The sequence below is a fragment of the Aquimarina sp. U1-2 genome, from assembly GCF_017897595.1.
In the GTDB taxonomy this organism is placed as follows: Bacteria; Bacteroidota; Bacteroidia; order Flavobacteriales; family Flavobacteriaceae; genus Aquimarina.
In genome coordinates, this window is record NZ_JAGKIK010000005.1 from 279,952 (window position 1) to 298,533 (window position 18,582).

General features: G+C 35.2%; 12 protein-coding genes and 1 tRNA gene. 9 read left to right on the plus strand and 4 right to left on the minus strand.

All coding sequences use genetic code 11. From position 1 onward, the window contains the following. The first annotated feature begins 286 nt into the window (after positions 1-286). Positions 287-856, plus strand: a complete 570-nt coding sequence (locus tag J8281_RS09320; RefSeq protein WP_210197337.1) for a dual specificity protein phosphatase family protein — start codon at positions 287-289, stop codon at positions 854-856. 81 nt (positions 857-937) lie between these two features. Here the strand turns inward: J8281_RS09320 and J8281_RS09325 are convergent, their stop codons facing one another. Genes J8281_RS09325 through J8281_RS09335 form a run of 3 tightly spaced genes read right to left on the minus strand, consistent with a single transcriptional unit; the run spans position 938 to position 6,624 of the window. Then, positions 938-2,929, minus strand: a complete 1,992-nt coding sequence (locus J8281_RS09325) for a hypothetical protein (protein ID WP_210197338.1) — start codon at positions 2,927-2,929, stop codon at positions 938-940. Between the two features lie 37 nt (positions 2,930-2,966). Then, complete coding sequence (locus J8281_RS09330; protein WP_210197339.1) at positions 2,967-4,226, minus strand: hypothetical protein; 1,260 nt, start codon at positions 4,224-4,226, stop codon at positions 2,967-2,969. A gap of 10 nt (positions 4,227-4,236) precedes the next feature. Continuing rightward, positions 4,237-6,624, minus strand: coding sequence for a TonB-dependent receptor (locus tag J8281_RS09335; protein WP_210197340.1), 2,388 nt, complete (start codon positions 6,622-6,624; stop codon positions 4,237-4,239). A gap of 173 nt (positions 6,625-6,797) precedes the next feature. Between J8281_RS09335 and J8281_RS09340 the strand changes: the two genes are divergently transcribed. The 8 genes from J8281_RS09340 (at position 6,798) to J8281_RS09375 (ending at position 17,961) form a co-directional block, all read left to right on the plus strand. Beyond that, the gene (locus tag J8281_RS09340; protein ID WP_210197341.1) at positions 6,798-8,291 is read left to right on the plus strand and encodes a helix-turn-helix domain-containing protein; all 1,494 of its coding nucleotides are present in this window, start codon (positions 6,798-6,800) and stop codon (positions 8,289-8,291) included. A gap of 441 nt (positions 8,292-8,732) precedes the next feature. Continuing rightward, positions 8,733-10,856 carry a TonB-dependent siderophore receptor gene (locus J8281_RS09345; RefSeq protein WP_210197342.1) on the plus strand — a complete coding sequence of 708 codons (2,124 nt, stop codon included), beginning with the start codon at positions 8,733-8,735 and terminating at the stop codon, positions 10,854-10,856. Positions 10,857-10,872: 16 nt separating this feature from the next. Beyond that, positions 10,873-11,505 (plus strand): HmuY family protein, encoded by a 633-nt coding sequence (locus tag J8281_RS09350; protein WP_210197343.1) that lies wholly within the window; start codon positions 10,873-10,875, stop codon positions 11,503-11,505. Between the two features lie 631 nt (positions 11,506-12,136). Beyond that, complete coding sequence (locus tag J8281_RS09355) at positions 12,137-13,039, plus strand: DUF6607 family protein (protein ID WP_210197344.1); 903 nt, start codon at positions 12,137-12,139, stop codon at positions 13,037-13,039. Further along, complete coding sequence (locus J8281_RS09360; protein WP_210197345.1) at positions 13,040-14,539, plus strand: ankyrin repeat domain-containing protein; 1,500 nt, start codon at positions 13,040-13,042, stop codon at positions 14,537-14,539. It begins immediately after the preceding gene. Position 14,540: 1 nt separating this feature from the next. Next, a complete protein-coding gene (locus tag J8281_RS09365) occupies positions 14,541-15,029 on the plus strand; it encodes a DUF2271 domain-containing protein (RefSeq protein ID WP_210197346.1) in 489 nt (162 codons plus the stop codon). 235 nt (positions 15,030-15,264) lie between these two features. Beyond that, positions 15,265-15,786, plus strand: coding sequence for a DinB family protein (locus tag J8281_RS09370; RefSeq protein WP_210197347.1), 522 nt, complete (start codon positions 15,265-15,267; stop codon positions 15,784-15,786). Between the two features lie 15 nt (positions 15,787-15,801). Beyond that, on the plus strand, positions 15,802-17,961 hold the full coding sequence (locus J8281_RS09375) for a PepSY domain-containing protein (RefSeq protein WP_210197348.1): 2,160 nt from the start codon (positions 15,802-15,804) through the stop codon (positions 17,959-17,961). A 165-nt stretch (positions 17,962-18,126) separates the two neighbouring features. On the opposite strand, the gene J8281_RS09380 is transcribed toward J8281_RS09375, so the two are convergent. Continuing rightward, a tRNA-Pro gene (locus tag J8281_RS09380) sits at positions 18,127-18,201 on the minus strand. Positions 18,202-18,582 lie beyond the last annotated feature (381 nt).

Here is an 18,582-nt window from a genome sequence, read left to right on the forward strand (position 1 = left end):
TATTTATTAAAAGCGGCTAATAGACTATTTGTTAGAATATAGATGCATATATTCATATAGCTTACAACATACAAACATACCTATTTAAATCCAATCTAAATAAAAATAATTTTATATTTTTATGTTATTAATAAAAATGGGTTGGATTAATGTACTAATACGTTTTTTTAAGAATACATCAGATTATATAAAAAGTGATTATGTAGGTTAACTATATAAATTATAAGCGAATTAAATGTTAAAAGCTGGATTACAATTTTAAAATTTTAGTATTTTAAGAATGCTATTGAAAAAAGAAAATATGGGTAGAACGATTTTGTTAGTTAAAGGATTTGGTATCTTTCTGTTGAATACAATATACTGTAACGCACAGGCAGAAGAGTATCAAAACATCGATTCGAAATACTTTAAAAATTTATATCAAATCAATGATTCTCTATACCGTTCTGAACAACCTAGTAAAAAGGGTTTTCGTGAATTAGAGGCAAAAGGTATAAAAACTGTTTTGAATGTTAGAAGGCTACGAGATGACACTAAAAAAGCAAGAGGTACCAGTCTGCAATTGCAGCGTTTGCCATTAAAAGCCGGAACTTTAACTAAAGAAGACCTTTTTAAAGCGCTGGACATCATAAAAAATTCTAAAAAACCATTACTTGTTCATTGTTGGCATGGTTCTGATAGGACCGGAGCTATTATTGCCGCGTATCGAATTGTATTTGATGGTTGGTCTAAAGAAAAGGCAATACGAGAATTTCGTATTAAAGATTTTGGTTATCACGAAAAATGGTACCCCAATTTAATTGAACTTCTTAATAATCTGGACGTGAATCATATGCGTGATAAACTGGGTATTTAATAATCTTTGAATATGTCAAATTGTAAATGAAACCCGGACTGTACTAGACATTGTCCGGGTTGTATAGTTGGCTGTTGTTTTTTAAAATTCAAAGCTCAAATTGTCTACAAAACTTATAGATCCATTAATCGCGATGGGATTAGGTGCTATAAATTCTGGTGAGGATGAAAGTACAAAGACCCATTGTGTAGGAAGTTGATCTGGAATTAGAACTTCTACCGGTACAGAGAAGTCAGTATAATTTGCTACATCACTTAAAACAGTGTCTGCCTTTGCAATAACCTGACCGCTGTCATTCATCATCACTGCATATACTCTAAACCCTCCATTAAAAGTGGTATTTTCAGTTAATCGACCAAGAGATGTGCATACACCCGGACCAAAAGTAACTGCAGTACCGCTATTATGTTTGTAAAATCCTTTAATATGAGTGGGGATTTTTGTAAACTGATATGGTACTGGTAGCATATCCTGCCAAAAAATTTCTGGATTGAAAAAACCAACAGCACCCATAATCCCATCTACACTACGAAGTCTGATGGCAGAATTACCGGCATACGCATTCGCCGCATTTGTTTGGTTTACATATCGATCGCCCGAATCTGGAAAATCTAATAAGATATCGGCTGTTGTATTTAATCCAATAGGTCTGTCTATAACTGTCTGTGTTCTGTCAAAATTGTTTACACCATTTATAATTTCGCATGATTCGTTTATAGAAGCACCGGATTTTGTATAAATAGCAACATCTTGAGTGCCAAAATTTTCAAAATCAAGGTTCGGTATAGAAAGTGTATCTTCAAAATTATCCAAATAATCGGGTAGACCATCTCCATCAGCGTCATCATTGTTTAGATTACCATCATTATTCGCATCTTCTTCTGGGGTATTTATTCCATCACCATCGTCATCAAGTTCAAGATAATTGGCAATTCCATCACCATCGGTATCATCATTTGTAGGATCCCCGTCGTTATTGAGATCTTCGTCGCTTGTATTTAGTGTATCTCCATCATCATCTATATCCAAATAGTTCAAAATACCGTCATCATCTGTATCTCCATTGCTTCTTTCAATAGCCGTATTTACTCCGTCGCCATCATCATCTGGATCTTTATAATTAGGAATCCCATCGTTATCGGTATCATCATTTTCAAAATTACCATCGTTGTTTAGATCTTCTTCTTCGTTTGGGATACCATCGGCATCTACATCGGTTACATCTTCGCTATCCAGGTAGTTCGGGATACCGTCACCATCGGTATCATCATTCGTTACATCCCCATCCTCATTAATATCTTCATTTGGAGTATTGGTACCATCGCCATCGTCGTCAATCTCTAAATAATTCGGAATTCCATCGCCATCGGTATCATCATTTGTTACATCGCCATCAGCATTCAAATCTTCATCTATAGTGTTAAGCGTATCCCCATCATCATCAACATCCAGATAATTTAAAATACCGTCACTGTCTGTATCTCCATTACTTCTTTCAATAGCAGTATTCACTCCGTCGCCATCATCATCAAGATCTTTATAGTTGGGAATCCCATCGCCATCGGTATCATCATTTTCAAAATTACCATCGTTGTTTAGATCTTCATCTTCGTTAAGAATACCATCAGCATCTACATCGGTAAGATCTTCGCTATCCAGGTAATTTGGTATACCATCCCCATCGGTATCATCGTTGGTTACATCTCCATCGCTATTGATGTCTTCATCAGGAGTATTTACACCGTCACCGTCGTCATCAATTTCGAGGTAATTAGGAATTCCATCATCATCGGTATCCCTTGTAGTACCTTCAATTCTGGTGGTTATTCCGTCCCCATCATCGTCTATATCCAGATAGTTGGGAGTGCCATCTGCATCGGTATCGTCATTTTCATAGTCGTCGTCTTGATTGAGGTCTTCGGCCGCGTTTAAAATTCCGTCTTGATCCTCATCGGCTTCAGGATCAATACGTTGCGCCTGGTCATTAGTATCATCGTCACCAGAGCAATTCGTCATTAAATTGACACTTAATAGCATACAAGCTAAAACAAGTATTAGTCTTACTTTTTTCATTTTTATAATTATTTACACATTTGTTAAGGTTATCATATTATTTTTCTGTTTCTTCCAATTCATAAAATCCATAAATAATGCCTCCAGAAGCAGCATTAAATACCATTTCGGCAGTAGTGCTAGACGGATCTGTTTCATAAATAGCACTTATATTTTCCTCAGGGTTGTACACTACTAGTTGTACTTTATCTCGATAGTTATATGCCATTCCTGAAGTTAATCCTACATTTCTAGGTACCCTTTCTACTAGGACAGCCGTTTGATTTATCAGATCAATTTTTGCCCAGCGCATCAAGGGTCGATTAACCAGGTCTGAACCACTCACAGGTTCTTCCATTAAAATATTAGTATATCCAATGCCATTGCCTACGTACAAAAAACCAGCATTGATTTTTGTGATAGCCGTAGATGTTGAAACTTGATCTTGTGGAACAAATTCGTATTCCGGATCAAAATCATCGCTTCCTGAAGGTATTTTGACTATTTTCCCGGGAGTAGGAGTATCCGAATCAAAAGTTAATCCGCCTTGGGTTGCTAAATATAGCGTTCCATCTTCATCGATTACATTACTACTATATCGCAAGAAGGGCTGCCCCGGATATTTGCTGTCTTCTTTGAAGATATCTTTAATATAGGTATTACTATCGGTATCAACTACTCCTACGATGCTACCCACATCGCTTCGATATGCAAAGGGTGGAAAACCCAAACCGGTATACAAACAGCTAAAAAGCCGGTTACCCCTTACTATGATGTCGCTATATTGATTGCTGGCATTTTCAGGAATGATAAAAGCCTGCGACATGTCAATTTCTCCTGTTCGTTTGAAAGTAGAAGGATTAAAAATTTGAATATTAAGTGTATTGAAATCGCTGTAATATCCTATACTATCGTTTAAAAAGGCTACCGAGGATCCACCTCTAAACGTTTCGATAATGCTGCCTGCAACCGGAATTTTGTTTTCGTTAAGTGTAACCCGTTGATAACCCGCTCCACCAAAAAGTTTTTGTTGATTTACGACATAGTTTCTAAATGCAACACCGCCAGAAATCGCTGGAAAAGCCAATGTAGTCTCGATATTAGGAATATCCAGTTCGCCACTAGGAAAAGTATCAAAACCTGTAATAAAGCCATTAGGAGAAGATCCACTTCTGGTAAAAAGCATGTAATCTTTGGTCTCACTAGGTTCTCCAAATGATACTCGATCGTCACTTATCGGGATAGCATCATCTGTTGCACAAGATAAAAGAAGTCCCAAGGTGCTTATGCCAATACATAAAATTCTAAAATTCATCATTTTCATAAGGTTACTGAATTACATATCGAAGTTTTACGGTAAAGTTCGTTCCCGGGCGTTGTACGCGAAAGTTATCGTACACATCATCATTAAAAATGTTATTAATTCTAGCCGAAAAGTTCCATTGTTTACTTGGTGTTGTATAGATGGCTTCCAATGAATTGATATGTTGTGTCGGAACAAAGTTTTCTACATTTTCTGTAACATTAGCCTCTCTAACCGATGAGAACTCTTCTACAAAATCATAAAAATAGGAGAGTGTTAATTGGTCTTTTTTCGCTAAAAAATGATGAAAGCTATACGTTGCATCAAAACTTGCGAACCAATAAGGGACATTAAATAAACGAGTACCCAAAAGAGAAGCATCGGCCTCGTTAATAACTTTTCGAATACGAATATCCTGAAAAGTAGCGGCTAGGTTAATCTTTAAATGGTCTACAGGTTTGAAAGCGATATAACCATCTACTCCTGCGATTTCTACTTCTTCTTCATTAAAAAATTGTGCCAGATCAAAACCTGATGCCAATAAAACGATGCGGTCACGTTGATAACGATAAAAACTATTAATTTCGATAGCGAGAGGTTTATCTTTGAACAGGTTTGTTTTGTAAAATAGTCCTACATTTATGTTATCACTTTGTTCTGGTCGCAAATTGATGTTGGATCGAATAGTAGTTTGATTTCCAAAGAGTTCATTTTCTTCTGGTAGTCTATAGGCATATTCGAAGGATGATCTTATAAAAAAATTGTCGGTAAATGTATATTTTAAGGCTACATTGCCACCACTATAAGAATTACTTACTTCTCTACGTTCAAAAGGATCCTCTTCAGCATCATTTGTTGCGATACTTTCCAGACTTGTAGCATCAGCGCTGTTTTGGTAATTTTTGTAAGTAGCAACAGATTCTAGTTTGTTATGAAACCATTTGGCACTCCACTCGATACCTGCATAATTTTGTTGTAGTGAGGCTGGAAATCTAAAAGGATCATCTTCTTCTGCTAAAAATGCATTACGACCTTCTCTTTGCTGATCGATAAACAGGTTACTTAGTGTTATTTTTTGAGACGGACTAAAAGCATACGAGACTGTAGTTCGCTGCAGTAAAATCTCTCTATCAATGCTAATATCGGCAGGACCCCCAAGCAAATCGGTGCCTCTTTCATTGGTAATTGGAGAGCCATTAGTATCTCTAATAATGGTACCAGACCAATTATAAAAAAATGCAGTCGAGTCTTTAATCTTTTCTTCATAGACCCCAAAATTAGTTTTAGTCGCTATGGCTAATTTGTCATTAAATGCTTTTACGCTATAATTTAGTATACTGGTAAAGCCATCGGTCGTATTATAAATTTCTCCAGCTGCTCTTACAGGATCAAATTGCACCCCGTTTTGCACTTCATCATAGGTATTATTATAAATTATAGTGGCCTTTAATTCTTCTGCCCAGGGTTGGTCTTGTATTCCGACTGAAAAATCTGCGTAATAAGATCGGTAGCGATCGTGAAATCTTTCGGCTTCTATAATATTTTGAGCAGAACGAGTTTCTACATCAAAATCCTGAGCATCAATTTTATAATTATTATCAGAATAATTGATAAAAAAGTTACTTCCGATAAATACATTGTTATCTGATACGTAAAATAGGTTTACAGATGGCCTGTGTGTATTAAAAGATCCAAATTGATAGTTCATATCAACATAAGTATCTTTAAATTTTTTGGGGATGATATTGATGCCACCACCAAGAGCATCGGTTCCTACTTCTAACGGAGTTACACCCCGATAGATATCAATTCTTTCTATTTGATTTACGGGCAGATTATTAATATCTAAACCGGCAGCCAGAAATTTGATAGGTAGTCCATCATAATAACGTCTAATAGCATTGCCCTGTGCACCCTGAATAGAAATATTGACATCACTACCCAGCCCTCCAGATTGGCGAACTCGTAAACCGTTGGTGCGGTCCAGAAGGCTTGCAGCATCTATATTTAAATTTTGAAAGAGCTGTACATCGATAGAAGATATCGCAAGAGGTTGCTCGTTAAGTACTCTGATCTGGGATTTACTTTTAAGTATGACTTCATCAAGATTCTCGGTACTTTTATATAATTTGAATTCTAGAGTTAAACTTGAAAGATCAGAGAGATCAATAGTTTGAAAAGAGGTCTTAAAACCTATGGCACTCAACCGAAGTGTGTACACTTTATTTTTAAGATCTTCAATGCTGAAAAACCCATCTTTATCAGATACTGCATACTTTTGAGTATCACTCACAATAATATTAATAAAGGGAATAGGGGACTGGTTGCTATCTATTACACGACCCTTTATATTAGATTGCGCATGGGTAACAACATAAGTAATAATTAAAATAATCGATAGGTATACCTTCAAAACAAACTAATTATATTAATTTAGACTCAGTATAAATAATTGGAGACGAAAATAAATTATGTAACCTATAAAAAGTCCAAAAAACAGTACTATGCCACTTTCTGTACTCTTAAATAAGCTCATGAACTTATACTACGTATAGTTTTCAGACTTTTATCACTTTAGATGTTACTATGCAATTATTAAATTTGATCATATTTACCTCAGGATTTCATGCTATTCTTTTGGGAATATATCTCTTTTTTCAAGGTATTAAGAAGAAAAAAGCCATGATGTATTTGGGTGTTTTTATGGTTCAGGTAGGCATAGATCTGGTTTTTAGTTTTTTTCAAATGGAGAAAATGTTCTATGAGTTTAGAACACTTTTTTATATTCCGGTTTATTTGGTCACTTTGCCTACGGTAAGTATATTTTCATACTTTGTAGAAGTTCTTGAACCGACCACCCAATTAAAAAAGATTAAAAAATGGTTGTGGTCAATCCCTTTGTTAGAATTTATCGTATTGCTTATTATCTTTTTTCAGCATATAGCCTATCAGGAAGATTTATGGCTAAGTGATACATTTTATCTGACCAAAGTGCTTCATTTTTATGTAGTTCAAGGCGTAAATTTGTTATTAGGGTTCGTGATTGTATATTTTGTTTATACCTCATTAAAACAAACGATTGCACTACTCAAAAAGGATAACCTTTGGTCTGTCGATGTGATTAATAGTGTTCGATGGTTACAGTTTTTCTTGCTGGGGTATTTCATTTTTCATTTTTTTTGGTCTATTTTAATTAGTTTTGATGCCTTGTCTATTGGCGGAAATCATTTTTATGAGTATGGGCTCCCTTATGTGTATACGTTTGCTGCTATTTTAACGTATTGGATAAGCTTTAAAGCAATTCGTGTACCGAAAATTGTGACATCTCCGTGGAATCCCTTGTCCACAAAAAATCAAATCAAATCTATTTTTGAGGCAATTCAGGAAAAGAAACATCCAATTCTAATTACAAATTCGAAGCATATTATCCTGCATGCCAATAGCCAATTATTAAGTATACTTAAATTTGGCTATACCGAATTGCAGAACAAATCCATTTCAGTTCTTTTGAATCAAGAAGATTTACATAAAATATACAATCTCGATTTACTAAACGAACTGGACAAGCCGCAAAAGAGTGAATTTATGATATCGGGTAAAAACGATGCAGCATATGGATGTGAAGTCGAAGCTCATATTGCTTCCGATGAAAAGGGGAGACCATCTTCATTCATCTTTTATTTTATGCATTTGAAACAACTGTCTACAGGAAAAAATATACGCTCTCAATATCAAAAAAATCTTAAGTCCACTATCGAAAAATTATTAAATGATAAAAAGGTGTATAAAGATCCTACGTTATCTCTTGATTCTTTTTCAGACTTGCTGCATATTTCTACGCGGTATACCTCGACGTTGGTAAATGAGTTATTTGACAAAAATTTTAGAGATCTAATTAATGAATATAGAGTAAACGAGGTCAAAATGATGCTTCAACATCCAGATTATAAAGATTATAGCCTGTTATCAATAGGTTTGGAAGCTGGTTTTAACTCAAAATCAACATTTCATGCTGCGTTCAAAAAGCATACCGGTCTTACCCCAATGAAATATCAATCCATAAAAAATAGATCCAGATAGTTAGATTTGATTGCTATTACTCTTGATATTACCGCAATCAACTTTTATAGCATACAAACCTAAACCTACTCATACTATGTTGACCTAAATTGTATGCCAGTCTACTTGATCAATTTTCCTTTTTTTTCATTGTGAAAATCTCGGCAGCTATAAACTTTAGAAGACAGTCTGGCGTTGTTCCCAGTGTTTTCAGAACTTAATTAGAAAAGAACAGGCAGTATCTTACTACTTGTTATTAGGAATAAGATACTACCTTTAGTTCTGGCATTTAAATATTACTAAATTGAATATTTAAATAAACCAATATTTGGAAAAAAATATATGGATATCTGGTGATAGATTTTATACTCTTCTTGATGAGTTTTTTTATTTTTATTAATTCTAAATAAAAATAAATACTACATTTGCACTTATTGAGATTCATTCTAAATAATTACAAGGTTGAAATCGTCTCTTTTATATATTATAGTATTATTCGCTTTTTTACCATCTGGAAAAGTTGGTGGAACAGCAGCTTTTGGGCAATCAGAAAAAGAAAAAACAAAGCAACCCTCAGAAAAAATTAAAGCATCAGAACTTGATGAAGTCATCCTAACAGCTACAAGAACAAAGCGGCAGCTTTCTTCTTTACCCCTGCCAGTAACATTAATTTCTAATGATATTATAGAACAGTCTGGAACGATACGAGTAAGTGAGATATTAAATGAACAAACAGGTATGATTACCATAGCAGACGAAAGTGGCTTTGAAGGTATACAAATACAAGGAATCAGTTCTGAATACATTATGGTATTGATTGATGGGGTCCCGCTAATCGGAAGAAGTGCAGGAAGCCTCGATCTTAGTCGCCTTGCTATAGGTAATATCAAACAAATTGAAGTAGTAAAGGGCCCTTCATCTAGTCTTTTTGGATCTGAAGCCCTTGGGGGTGTGATCAATATTATTACGACTGACCCTACATCTGAAAAAATAAGCGGACAACTTTCGCACCGAGTAGCTTCTTTTAATAATCAAAATACGAACCTCGGTCTCAACCAAAAGATCGGTAAGATTACGTATTCCCTTTTTGCTGATCGATTGAGTACAGATAATTTTGACCTGGCTCCGGATCTTGAGGGACAAAGCAACGCTCCTTTTAAAAATTATACAGCTACCAGCAGATTTACTGCAGATTTATCCAGTACTTTTCGTGTTTTTGCTTCGGGGCGCTATTTCCATCAAGAGTTTGATATAGATCCAAGCAAGAGTGAAGAAACGGATCTAAATCTTCATCTTAGATTAGATCATACCCCTTCAAAAAAGTTAGATCTTCAATATGAGTTGTATTATACGAATTATAAGACTTCCGAACAATTTATAAATACAGAAACTAATGTGTTGTTATTTGAAAATGATTTTAATCAAAAGCTCTTAAGGCCCGAAATCAGATTTAATTATAAATTGAAGAAAAGCAATACCCTTTCGATGGGTGCAGGATATAATTTTGAAACTTTGGATCGCACGTTGTTTGCTGAAGATATTTCTTTTGATTCCCAATACATTTTTACACAATTTGATATAAAACCTACCAAAGGATTTAATGTTATTGTAGGAGCACGTTTTGATAATCATAGCGAGTACAATTCCCGGTTCAGTCCAAAAATTTCTGCTCGATATGATTTGACTTCAAATTTTGCCATAAAAGGCTCTGTAGGGAGTGGATTTAAAGCACCGGATTTCAGACAATTATATTTGAATTTTACAAATACTGCTGGTGGAAACTATACTGTTTTTGGCAAAGAAGTAGAAGCAGCAGGGATAGAGCGATTAGAAGAAAATGGTGAAATCTTAAGAATTGTGGATCTTTCCGGTTTGGGTGAGCCTCTTCGTGCAGAAACATCGGTAGGATATAATTTGGGTTTTGTATATAAAAAAGGAATGTTGTCGTCTGAAATTAATTTTTTCAGAAACGACTTCAAAGACCTGATCGATACCCGGATACTGGCGGTAAAAACTAATGGTGCCAGTGTTTTTGGCTATCAAAACTTTAACCGCATATATACCCAGGGAGTTGAGGTAGATCTTTCTTTTAAGCCCTTCAATAGCTTAACCTTTTCAGGAGGTTATCAATTACTATTTGCTTATGACAAAGACCAAGAGGATGAGATTGAACAGGGTACCGTTTTTGCCCGTGATCCGGAAACTTCACAAACTTTGCGATTGTCTAGATCTGATTATTTTGGACTTATTAATAGGTCACGGCATACGGCTAATATCAAAGTGTTTTATGAAATCCCCAAATGGAAAGCTAATGCTAACATTCGGGTAATTTATCGCAGCAGGTATGGACTTGCTGACCTTAATGGAAATGCAGTGCTAGACGAATTTGATGATTCTTTTGTACATGGATATGCAGTAGTAAACTTTGCTACACAAAAAACGTTCTTTAAAAATTATCAGCTCCAGGCTGGAGTGAACAATCTTTTTGACTTTAAAGGTAGCAACCCCGTTGCTTCTGATACAGACTCTAATGTACAGATCAGCCCTGGAATTCAGGTGTTTGCCAAACTAAACTATAAATTTTAATCTAAAACTAAAAATAATGAAAAAGTTATCTATTTTATTTTTGCTCGTATCATTCATTAGCATCTCATGTAGCGATGATGATGATGGCAAAAACGCTTCAATACCGGTAGAATCTGAACAGTTTTCAAATTTGTTTGCCCCAGTAAGTGGTGGCGGACAAGGGGGCGCACAATCAGAGAGTGGTACTTTCACGAAGTTTGATTTTAAAACAGGTGAGATTACAGAAAGTGAAACCGAATGGGATATCGCTTTTCGAGGATTAGCCATAGCGGTTAATGGAGGAGCTAGCACAGGTTCAGACGGGGAGCCCCAACGTTCGGGTAATGCAGGTGCATCAATAGTAATAGGAACTTTTGCCGAGGTCACTTCAATAGAAGGGCTGACTTTTGAACAAGACTCAGAAACTGGTTATGCAATTCCCAGGATAAATAATGAAGGCTGGTATAATTACAATTTTGAGCAGTTTGTTGTTACGCCGCTGCCTGGTCGTGTTTTGGTATTCAGAACTCGAGATGGCAAATATGCAAAAATGGAAATTTTAAGTTATTATCAAGACAATCCGGGAAATATCACTGAAGAAAGTGTGCCCAGATATTATACCTTTAATTACGTATACAACCCTAATGAAGGAGAAATTTCGTTAGACTGACAGTCAAACAAAGAATGGACATAAACCGGATTCATTGCCAGCAATAAATAAGGCACAAGTACTTAAATAATATACTAAAAATGGTATTTATCATAGATTTATATCTAGTCTAATATAATTAGTATTTAGCCACTAAGCGTCTCACTATCACGAGACGCTTATTTTTTGATGGATATAAATTATTGAACGCTATTTATTTGCATCGAACTGATTTAAACTTTTTTGATTTAGGCGAAAAATGAAGGGTTTGTGCTTAGATGAAGTAATTTTTTACTTGCATAGCGGCGCTACGGAAGTCAAAAATTATAAAATATAAGTGCAAGACAGCATTTTTTTAGCAAATTGAAAAAAGTTTAAATCAGTTCATTAAATTTCAGAAGATGCTGATAGTGTTTTTAGATTGAAAAAATTATGTTATAAGTAAAAAATCAATACGCCTATCTTTTGCCACTTTTACTCTTGTGAATACATGTTAAAACAAGCGAGTAGCGCTAAAAACTGAAAAAATGCTAATTTGAAACTCATTATTATTTAGAATCAATCTTAATAAAGTACAAATATATTATTTATTTTTATTTGGATTTAATATAAATAATTATTTTTGTAATATTATTAAATTAAAATTCAAGTAATGAGAAATTATTCATTGTTTCTTATACTACTTATTTGTGGTATAATCACTGCTCAGAACAAAAAAAAGCAGGATGCAGATGCTATTAAGAAAATGTGTGGTTGTTTTGAAGTAACTTTTAATTTTGCCGAGACTTTTAATTATAGTCAGGATTCTCTTTATAAACCTTCAAAGGTGAAAGTTGATAAAGGATTAGAATGGGCACAATTGGTTACCGATGAGAAAGACAAAATAGTTATTCAACATATTCTTCAAGTAGGTGATCCCACAAAACCGTACATCGTAAAGCACTGGCGACAGGATTGGTTGTACGAGAATCAAGACCTTTATGTGTACAATTCTGACAACAAGTGGAATTATGTGCAAAAATCACAAAAAGAAGTGGATGGGCAATGGACTCAAAAAGTATATCAGGTCGATGATAGCCCTCGATATGAAGGTAGTGCGACTTGGGTTCATGTAGACGGAAAAAGCTACTGGGAAAATACTACACCCGCACCATTGGCACGCAGAGAATACACCATCCGTAGCGATTATAATGTACTTTTACGCGGTAACCGTCATGAAATTACAGCATACGGTTGGCTGCATGACCAGGATAACCATAAACTTATTCGTGCTGAAAACGCTGAAGATGTTCTTCTCGCAAAAGAAAAAGGATACAATGTGTATAAAAAGGTAGACGATAACCGTTGTCAAGCTGCTGCCGACTGGTGGAAGGAGCATCAAAATAAGTGGGCAATAGTTCGTGCAAAATGGGATGAGGTATATGCAAAGAACAAAGATTTAAAACTCAAAAAGAAAGTAGATAATAAAGTGCTTTTTAAACATCTTTTTGATGATAAAGTCACCCAGGCACAAGATATCAATCCTATTATAGACGCTTTTGTAAAAAGACCTTAAATGCGATGTTTAACTATCATATCACTTTTTGTTGTAGTTCTGTTTTCTACGAAAAGGGTCTTAGCACAAGAGAATATATTCTTACATCGAGAGTATTGGAAAACTAATCCCTCTATAGCGCAAGTAAAAAAAGATGTAGCGGCGGGAAATAATCCTGCCGAGCTCAACACCTATGCTTTTGATGCCGTCGTTTATGCTTTGCTCGAAAAAGTAGATGATGATGTCGTCAAATATTTATTGTCTTTAGAGGGCAATAATATCAACAAAAAGACACATGACAGCCGAATTTATTTACATTGGGCAGCGTATTCAGGTCAATTAAATATTGTTAATTATCTATTAAAGCAGGGGTCTTCTATAACCGAACTGGATAGCCACGGATACACTCCACTAACGTTTGCCGCTAACGCAGGGCAAAAAGATAGCCAACTTTATGATGCTTTTGAAAGATATGGTGTTGACCTTACCAAAGAAAAGAATGAAAATGGTGCTAATGTACTACTTCTTGTAGCCCATTCTTTAAGTAACGAACAAGAACTAAATTACTTTCTGGATAAAGGTTTAACGTTAAACGATACTGATAGTAAGGGCAATGGTATTTTTAACTATGCTTCTAAAAAAGGAAATATCAAATTTCTAAAACAGCTTATTAAAAAAGGAGTTGATTATAAAACAGTAAATAAAGAAGGTGGTAATGCATTTTTGTTCGCTGCTCAAGGTACGCGAGGTCACAGTAATACGATTGAAATCTATGAATTTCTAAAAGACTTAGGTCTTGAACCTAACGTAGTAACAAAAAAGGGATACACGCCGCTACATCGTCTCGCTTACAGAAATACAGATCCAAAAGTTTTTAATTTCTTTAGTACTGCCGGAGCCGATGTTAATCACAAAGATGCTAATGGCAATACACCTTTTCTCAATGCCTCTTCTCGCAATAAGCTTGAGATAGTACAATTGCTTGCCAAAAACGTAACTAATTTGAATCTAGCTAACAAAAAAGGACAAACCGCTTTGATGCTGGCAACACAAAACAATTCGCCCGAAGTGGTCAACTTTCTTTTGAATAAAAAAGCTGCTGTTGATCATAAAGATGAAGAAGGTAATAATCTAGCCTATTATCTTATCAACGGATATGATGAGCGAAATAAGAAAGCCTTTGATGCGAAATTTAAGAAGCTAAAAGAGTTAGGGCTTGAAATGGATAAGCTGCAAGCCAACAATCATTCACTTTGGCACCTGGCTGTGAAGAAAAATAGTTTGGCACTACTTCAAAAACTGGCAGATCTTACTATTCCATTAAATATAAAAAATAAAGAAGGCTTGACTCCGCTACATTTAGCTGCTATGAAAGCAACCAATACAGAGATTCTTCAATACCTTATTGCTAACGGGGCCGATAAAACGGCAAAAACAGATTTTGACGAATCGGTTTATGATTTGGCCAGTGAGAATGAAATCCTTCAACAACGTAATGTTTCACTCAACTTCTTACAATAATATGCGTACTCTTTTAAAAATAGGTTTAATAAGCAGTATTTTCACTTTAGTTGCATTTGCATTTAAGCCGTTGCCTGAAAAAACTGCTGTTAAATGTATGATTCAACTGATCAACTATACTGGCGAAGGGGCGTATGTGGTCATTTCACTCATCAATCCTGAAGGAAATTATGAAGAAACATTGTATGTTCAAGGTAAGGATCCAGAGTGGTATAGCGAAATAACAGAATGGTGGAAATTCTACGGAAAGCGAAGGTCTGCTATTGATGCTATTTCTGGTGAAACTGTACCTGGAGGCGAACGAACAGTGAGCATTATTAACATCCCCACAGATAAAATTGATCAAGGTTACCAACTTCGTTTTGAGACCGCAGTAGAGGATCAAGAATACTACGAAACCGATGCTCAGATAGCGCTGACCACAGAAAACTTAAATACCAAATTAGAAGGTAAAGGCTGGATACGTTATATCAGAATGATGCCGAAGTAGTCGTGAATATAGCGAAAGTAGTTAGTTATATGTACGTTCATTGCGATTACTAAACATATAAATGATGGTGATTGTTATAATAGTAATTTTTGAAACTTTCACTATACTAGAGAGCATGTAAAATAAACTTTTATAATTCTTAACTACTCATTAAGATGATTATTAGTAACATTATAGATTCACGAATTCATAATTTCTAATAATTGTTTTCAAACAATTAAAAATAGTTAAACGTATGAAATATATTTTAATTGGACTTTTACTTATTTTAACTTTTGAAAGTTGCGCGAAAAAGGAAAATCATGCGGATATGCGGTTATTTCTTGTAGAGCAATTGAAAAACACACATACCCAGCAAGATTGGTTTGTACCTACAAATAAAGCTCTAGAAGGACTCACTTTTGAACAAGCGAATGTAAAAGATAGTACAGATAATCATTCTATTTCAGAGATTGTATCACATATTTTATATTGGAATGAGATAAATCTGAGAGCTTTTAAGGAAGAGGAAGTCGACGATAATATTACAAACGACAATCAAAACGCTGAGACTTTTAAAATAAGTAGCGGAAAAGATTGGAGTAAAACAGTTCAAAAACTAGATAGTATTCAAACGGAGTGGGAGCTCGCTGTAGAAAAGACATCTGATCAGCAAATATATCTGTGGCAGCATGAAATTGCTGATATCGCTGCTCATAACGCTTACCACACCGGTCAGATAATCTATATACGCAAGAAAAATGGATGGTGGAAATGACGTAAGCATTTGGTTATGGTAGGTTCACTTTGGCGATACAGTCATTTTCTTTTAGCTACAATTTCGGCGATATTTTTGTTATTGGCATCAATAACAGGGGCTATACTCGCATTTGAACCTATCTCAAATAAGCTACAACCCTATGCGCCTATCGCTATTGAAGATGTTTATCTTTCGGAAACAATACGTGCCTTAAAAAATACCTATAGCGAAGTGCTGGAGCTTGAGGTGACCCCTGAAGGTTTTGTGAAAGCTTCAATAGTTACTGAAGAAGGGAAAAGTCATACAATTTTTGTTCATCCTAAAACTGCAGAGAAACTGGGCGATGTACCATCACCATCTCCATTCTTTAACGCTATAAAAAACCTGCATCGTTCACTATTTTTAAAAAGCATAGGAAGGGCATTTGTAGGCATCATCTCTTTTTTACTTTGCTGTATTGCCATTACCGGGGTATTCCTTTTAGCTAAAAGACAAGGGGGATTCAAAAAATGGTTTAACAAGGTGAAAGAAACCAATATTGAGCAAAAATATCATGTGGTTTTGAGTAGATGGTTGGTGCTACCCATTCTTATTATTGCTGCCACGGGGACCTGGCTATCGGCTGAAAAGTTTGCCTTGCTTCCAGAAGGGAATCTCCAACAGGTAGACAATGTATCCAATTACCAATCTGAAACCCATTTTTTCGACTCGATATCATTAGGCGAAGTTCGAACAGTACTTTTTCCCTTCTCTGATGATCCAGAAGAGTTTTTCGAAATTAAATTGAAAGACCGCGAGCTTAAGATTAGTCAAGGTACTGGTTTAATAGAAAGTGAGATAAAATTTCCCTTTATAAAACTGATCAACGCCTTAAGTTTTACATGGCATACCGGGCAAGGCACTATTTTATGGTCTATTGTACTATTAGTAGCCAGTAGTAGTATTGTTTTTTTTATCTATTCTGGTATGATGATGAGTTACAAGCGATTAAGAACTTCTAAAGTACTTCGAGGTGGGAGTAGCAGAGAAGAGGCTGAATATATGATACTTGTAGGTTCAGAAACAAGGAGTACGTTTACTTTTGCAAAAGCATTTCAGAAAGCGTTACTCAATGCCAGAAAAACGGCTCATTTAAGCGAATTAAATTCTTATACTACCTATGCCAAAGCCGATTACCTTATAATTTTTACCGCTACCTATGGCGATGGGGATGCTCCTTATAACGCTAGCAATTTTTCAGCTATAGTTGAACAAATTACACCTAGGCATAGGTTAAATTATGCAGTTGTTGGGTTTGGTTCGCTTCGTTATCCAAAATATTGTCAGTTTGCCATAGAAGTCGATACACTGTTAAAAAATCATGACATGTATCAATCGTTGCTAGCGTTAATTAAAATAAATGAACAATCAGAAATCGCTTTTACGACTTGGGTAAGAGAATGGAATAGTAGTACGGGAATGAATTTGAAGGTTAGCGCCTTTCTAAAAAAGGAAAAAAAGAAGTTAGTTTCTTTTAAGGTCATCGCAAATAGTGGTTTGAATGTAGACAATACCGCTTTACTAAAATTGCGTCCCAGCAAAGACCTAAAATTTGAGTCTGGCGATCTTCTTGATATCATTCCGCCGAACGAAACCTTTCCGCGTACATATTCTATTGCCAAAATCGGGAGTGACATTTTATTAAGTGTAAAATGGCATCCAGGGGGTATATGTTCAACCTATCTTTGTACTGCGAAAATTAATCAAACGATTCGCGCATCGTTAACGCATAATTTTGATTTTCGATATCCTAAAAATGCACCTTCTGTTTGGATGGTAGCAAATGGCACTGGTATTGCACCCTTTTTAGGGATGCTCAATCAAAAAAAAGCGAATGTAAAGAATCTCACTTGGGGTGGAAGGATAAAAGAGTCTTTCGATTGTTACAGTACGTACATCAACAAAAATGAGTCTATAATGTGTACTTTGGCATTTTCCCAAGTGCAACCTAAAAAACATGTCCAAAATGTGCTTGATGAAAAACGAGATGAGGTTGCGAGCTTTTTAAAACATGGTGGTGTATTTATGCTATGTGGGTCTTTAAAAATGCAAGAAAGTGTGATAAAGACATTGAACAATATAACTACGGTGATACTTGACCAACCGCTCAGTGATTTTGAAAACAATAAACAGTTATTAATGGATTGCTATTAAAATCAAATGATTCTGTTTTATAATGTAAATTTCAGCAAAAATAATAAGAAAAGTTGCATTTCGATGCTGGACCAATACTTCATAAATTGACGACTTTACGACCAGTCATGGCGTTAAAAACAAAAAACCGTTCACTATCTTCTAATAATGAACGATTTAATGTTGTCGGGGTGGCAGGATTCGAACCTGCGACCTCCGCGTCCCAAACGCGGCGCGATAACCGGGCTACGCTACACCCCGAGAAATAGTAATCTCTTATTTTAAGGGTGCAAATATAGATAAAACTTTTAAATTAAAATCAGAAATCATCGAATACTTTACAACTTCATGAGTTTAGGTATACGTGAAAAATACATCCTTATTCTAGGTAATATTATAAATATAAAGCAGGGATAGTTATTTTTCTAAGTTTCTCTCATTTCTTATGCCACTACTTTTTATTCTTATTTTAAATAACTGATTATCATTATTTTAAATAAATAAAGCTACTACAGTTTTTTATAAAAATAGGGTTTTAATGTTTGGCAATATCCTGATTTATTGGTTGCTTTGAATCAAAACCCATTACATTATGATTTCAATACTCGTCGACTGTCTGGTTCATTTATTACAACTAATTTT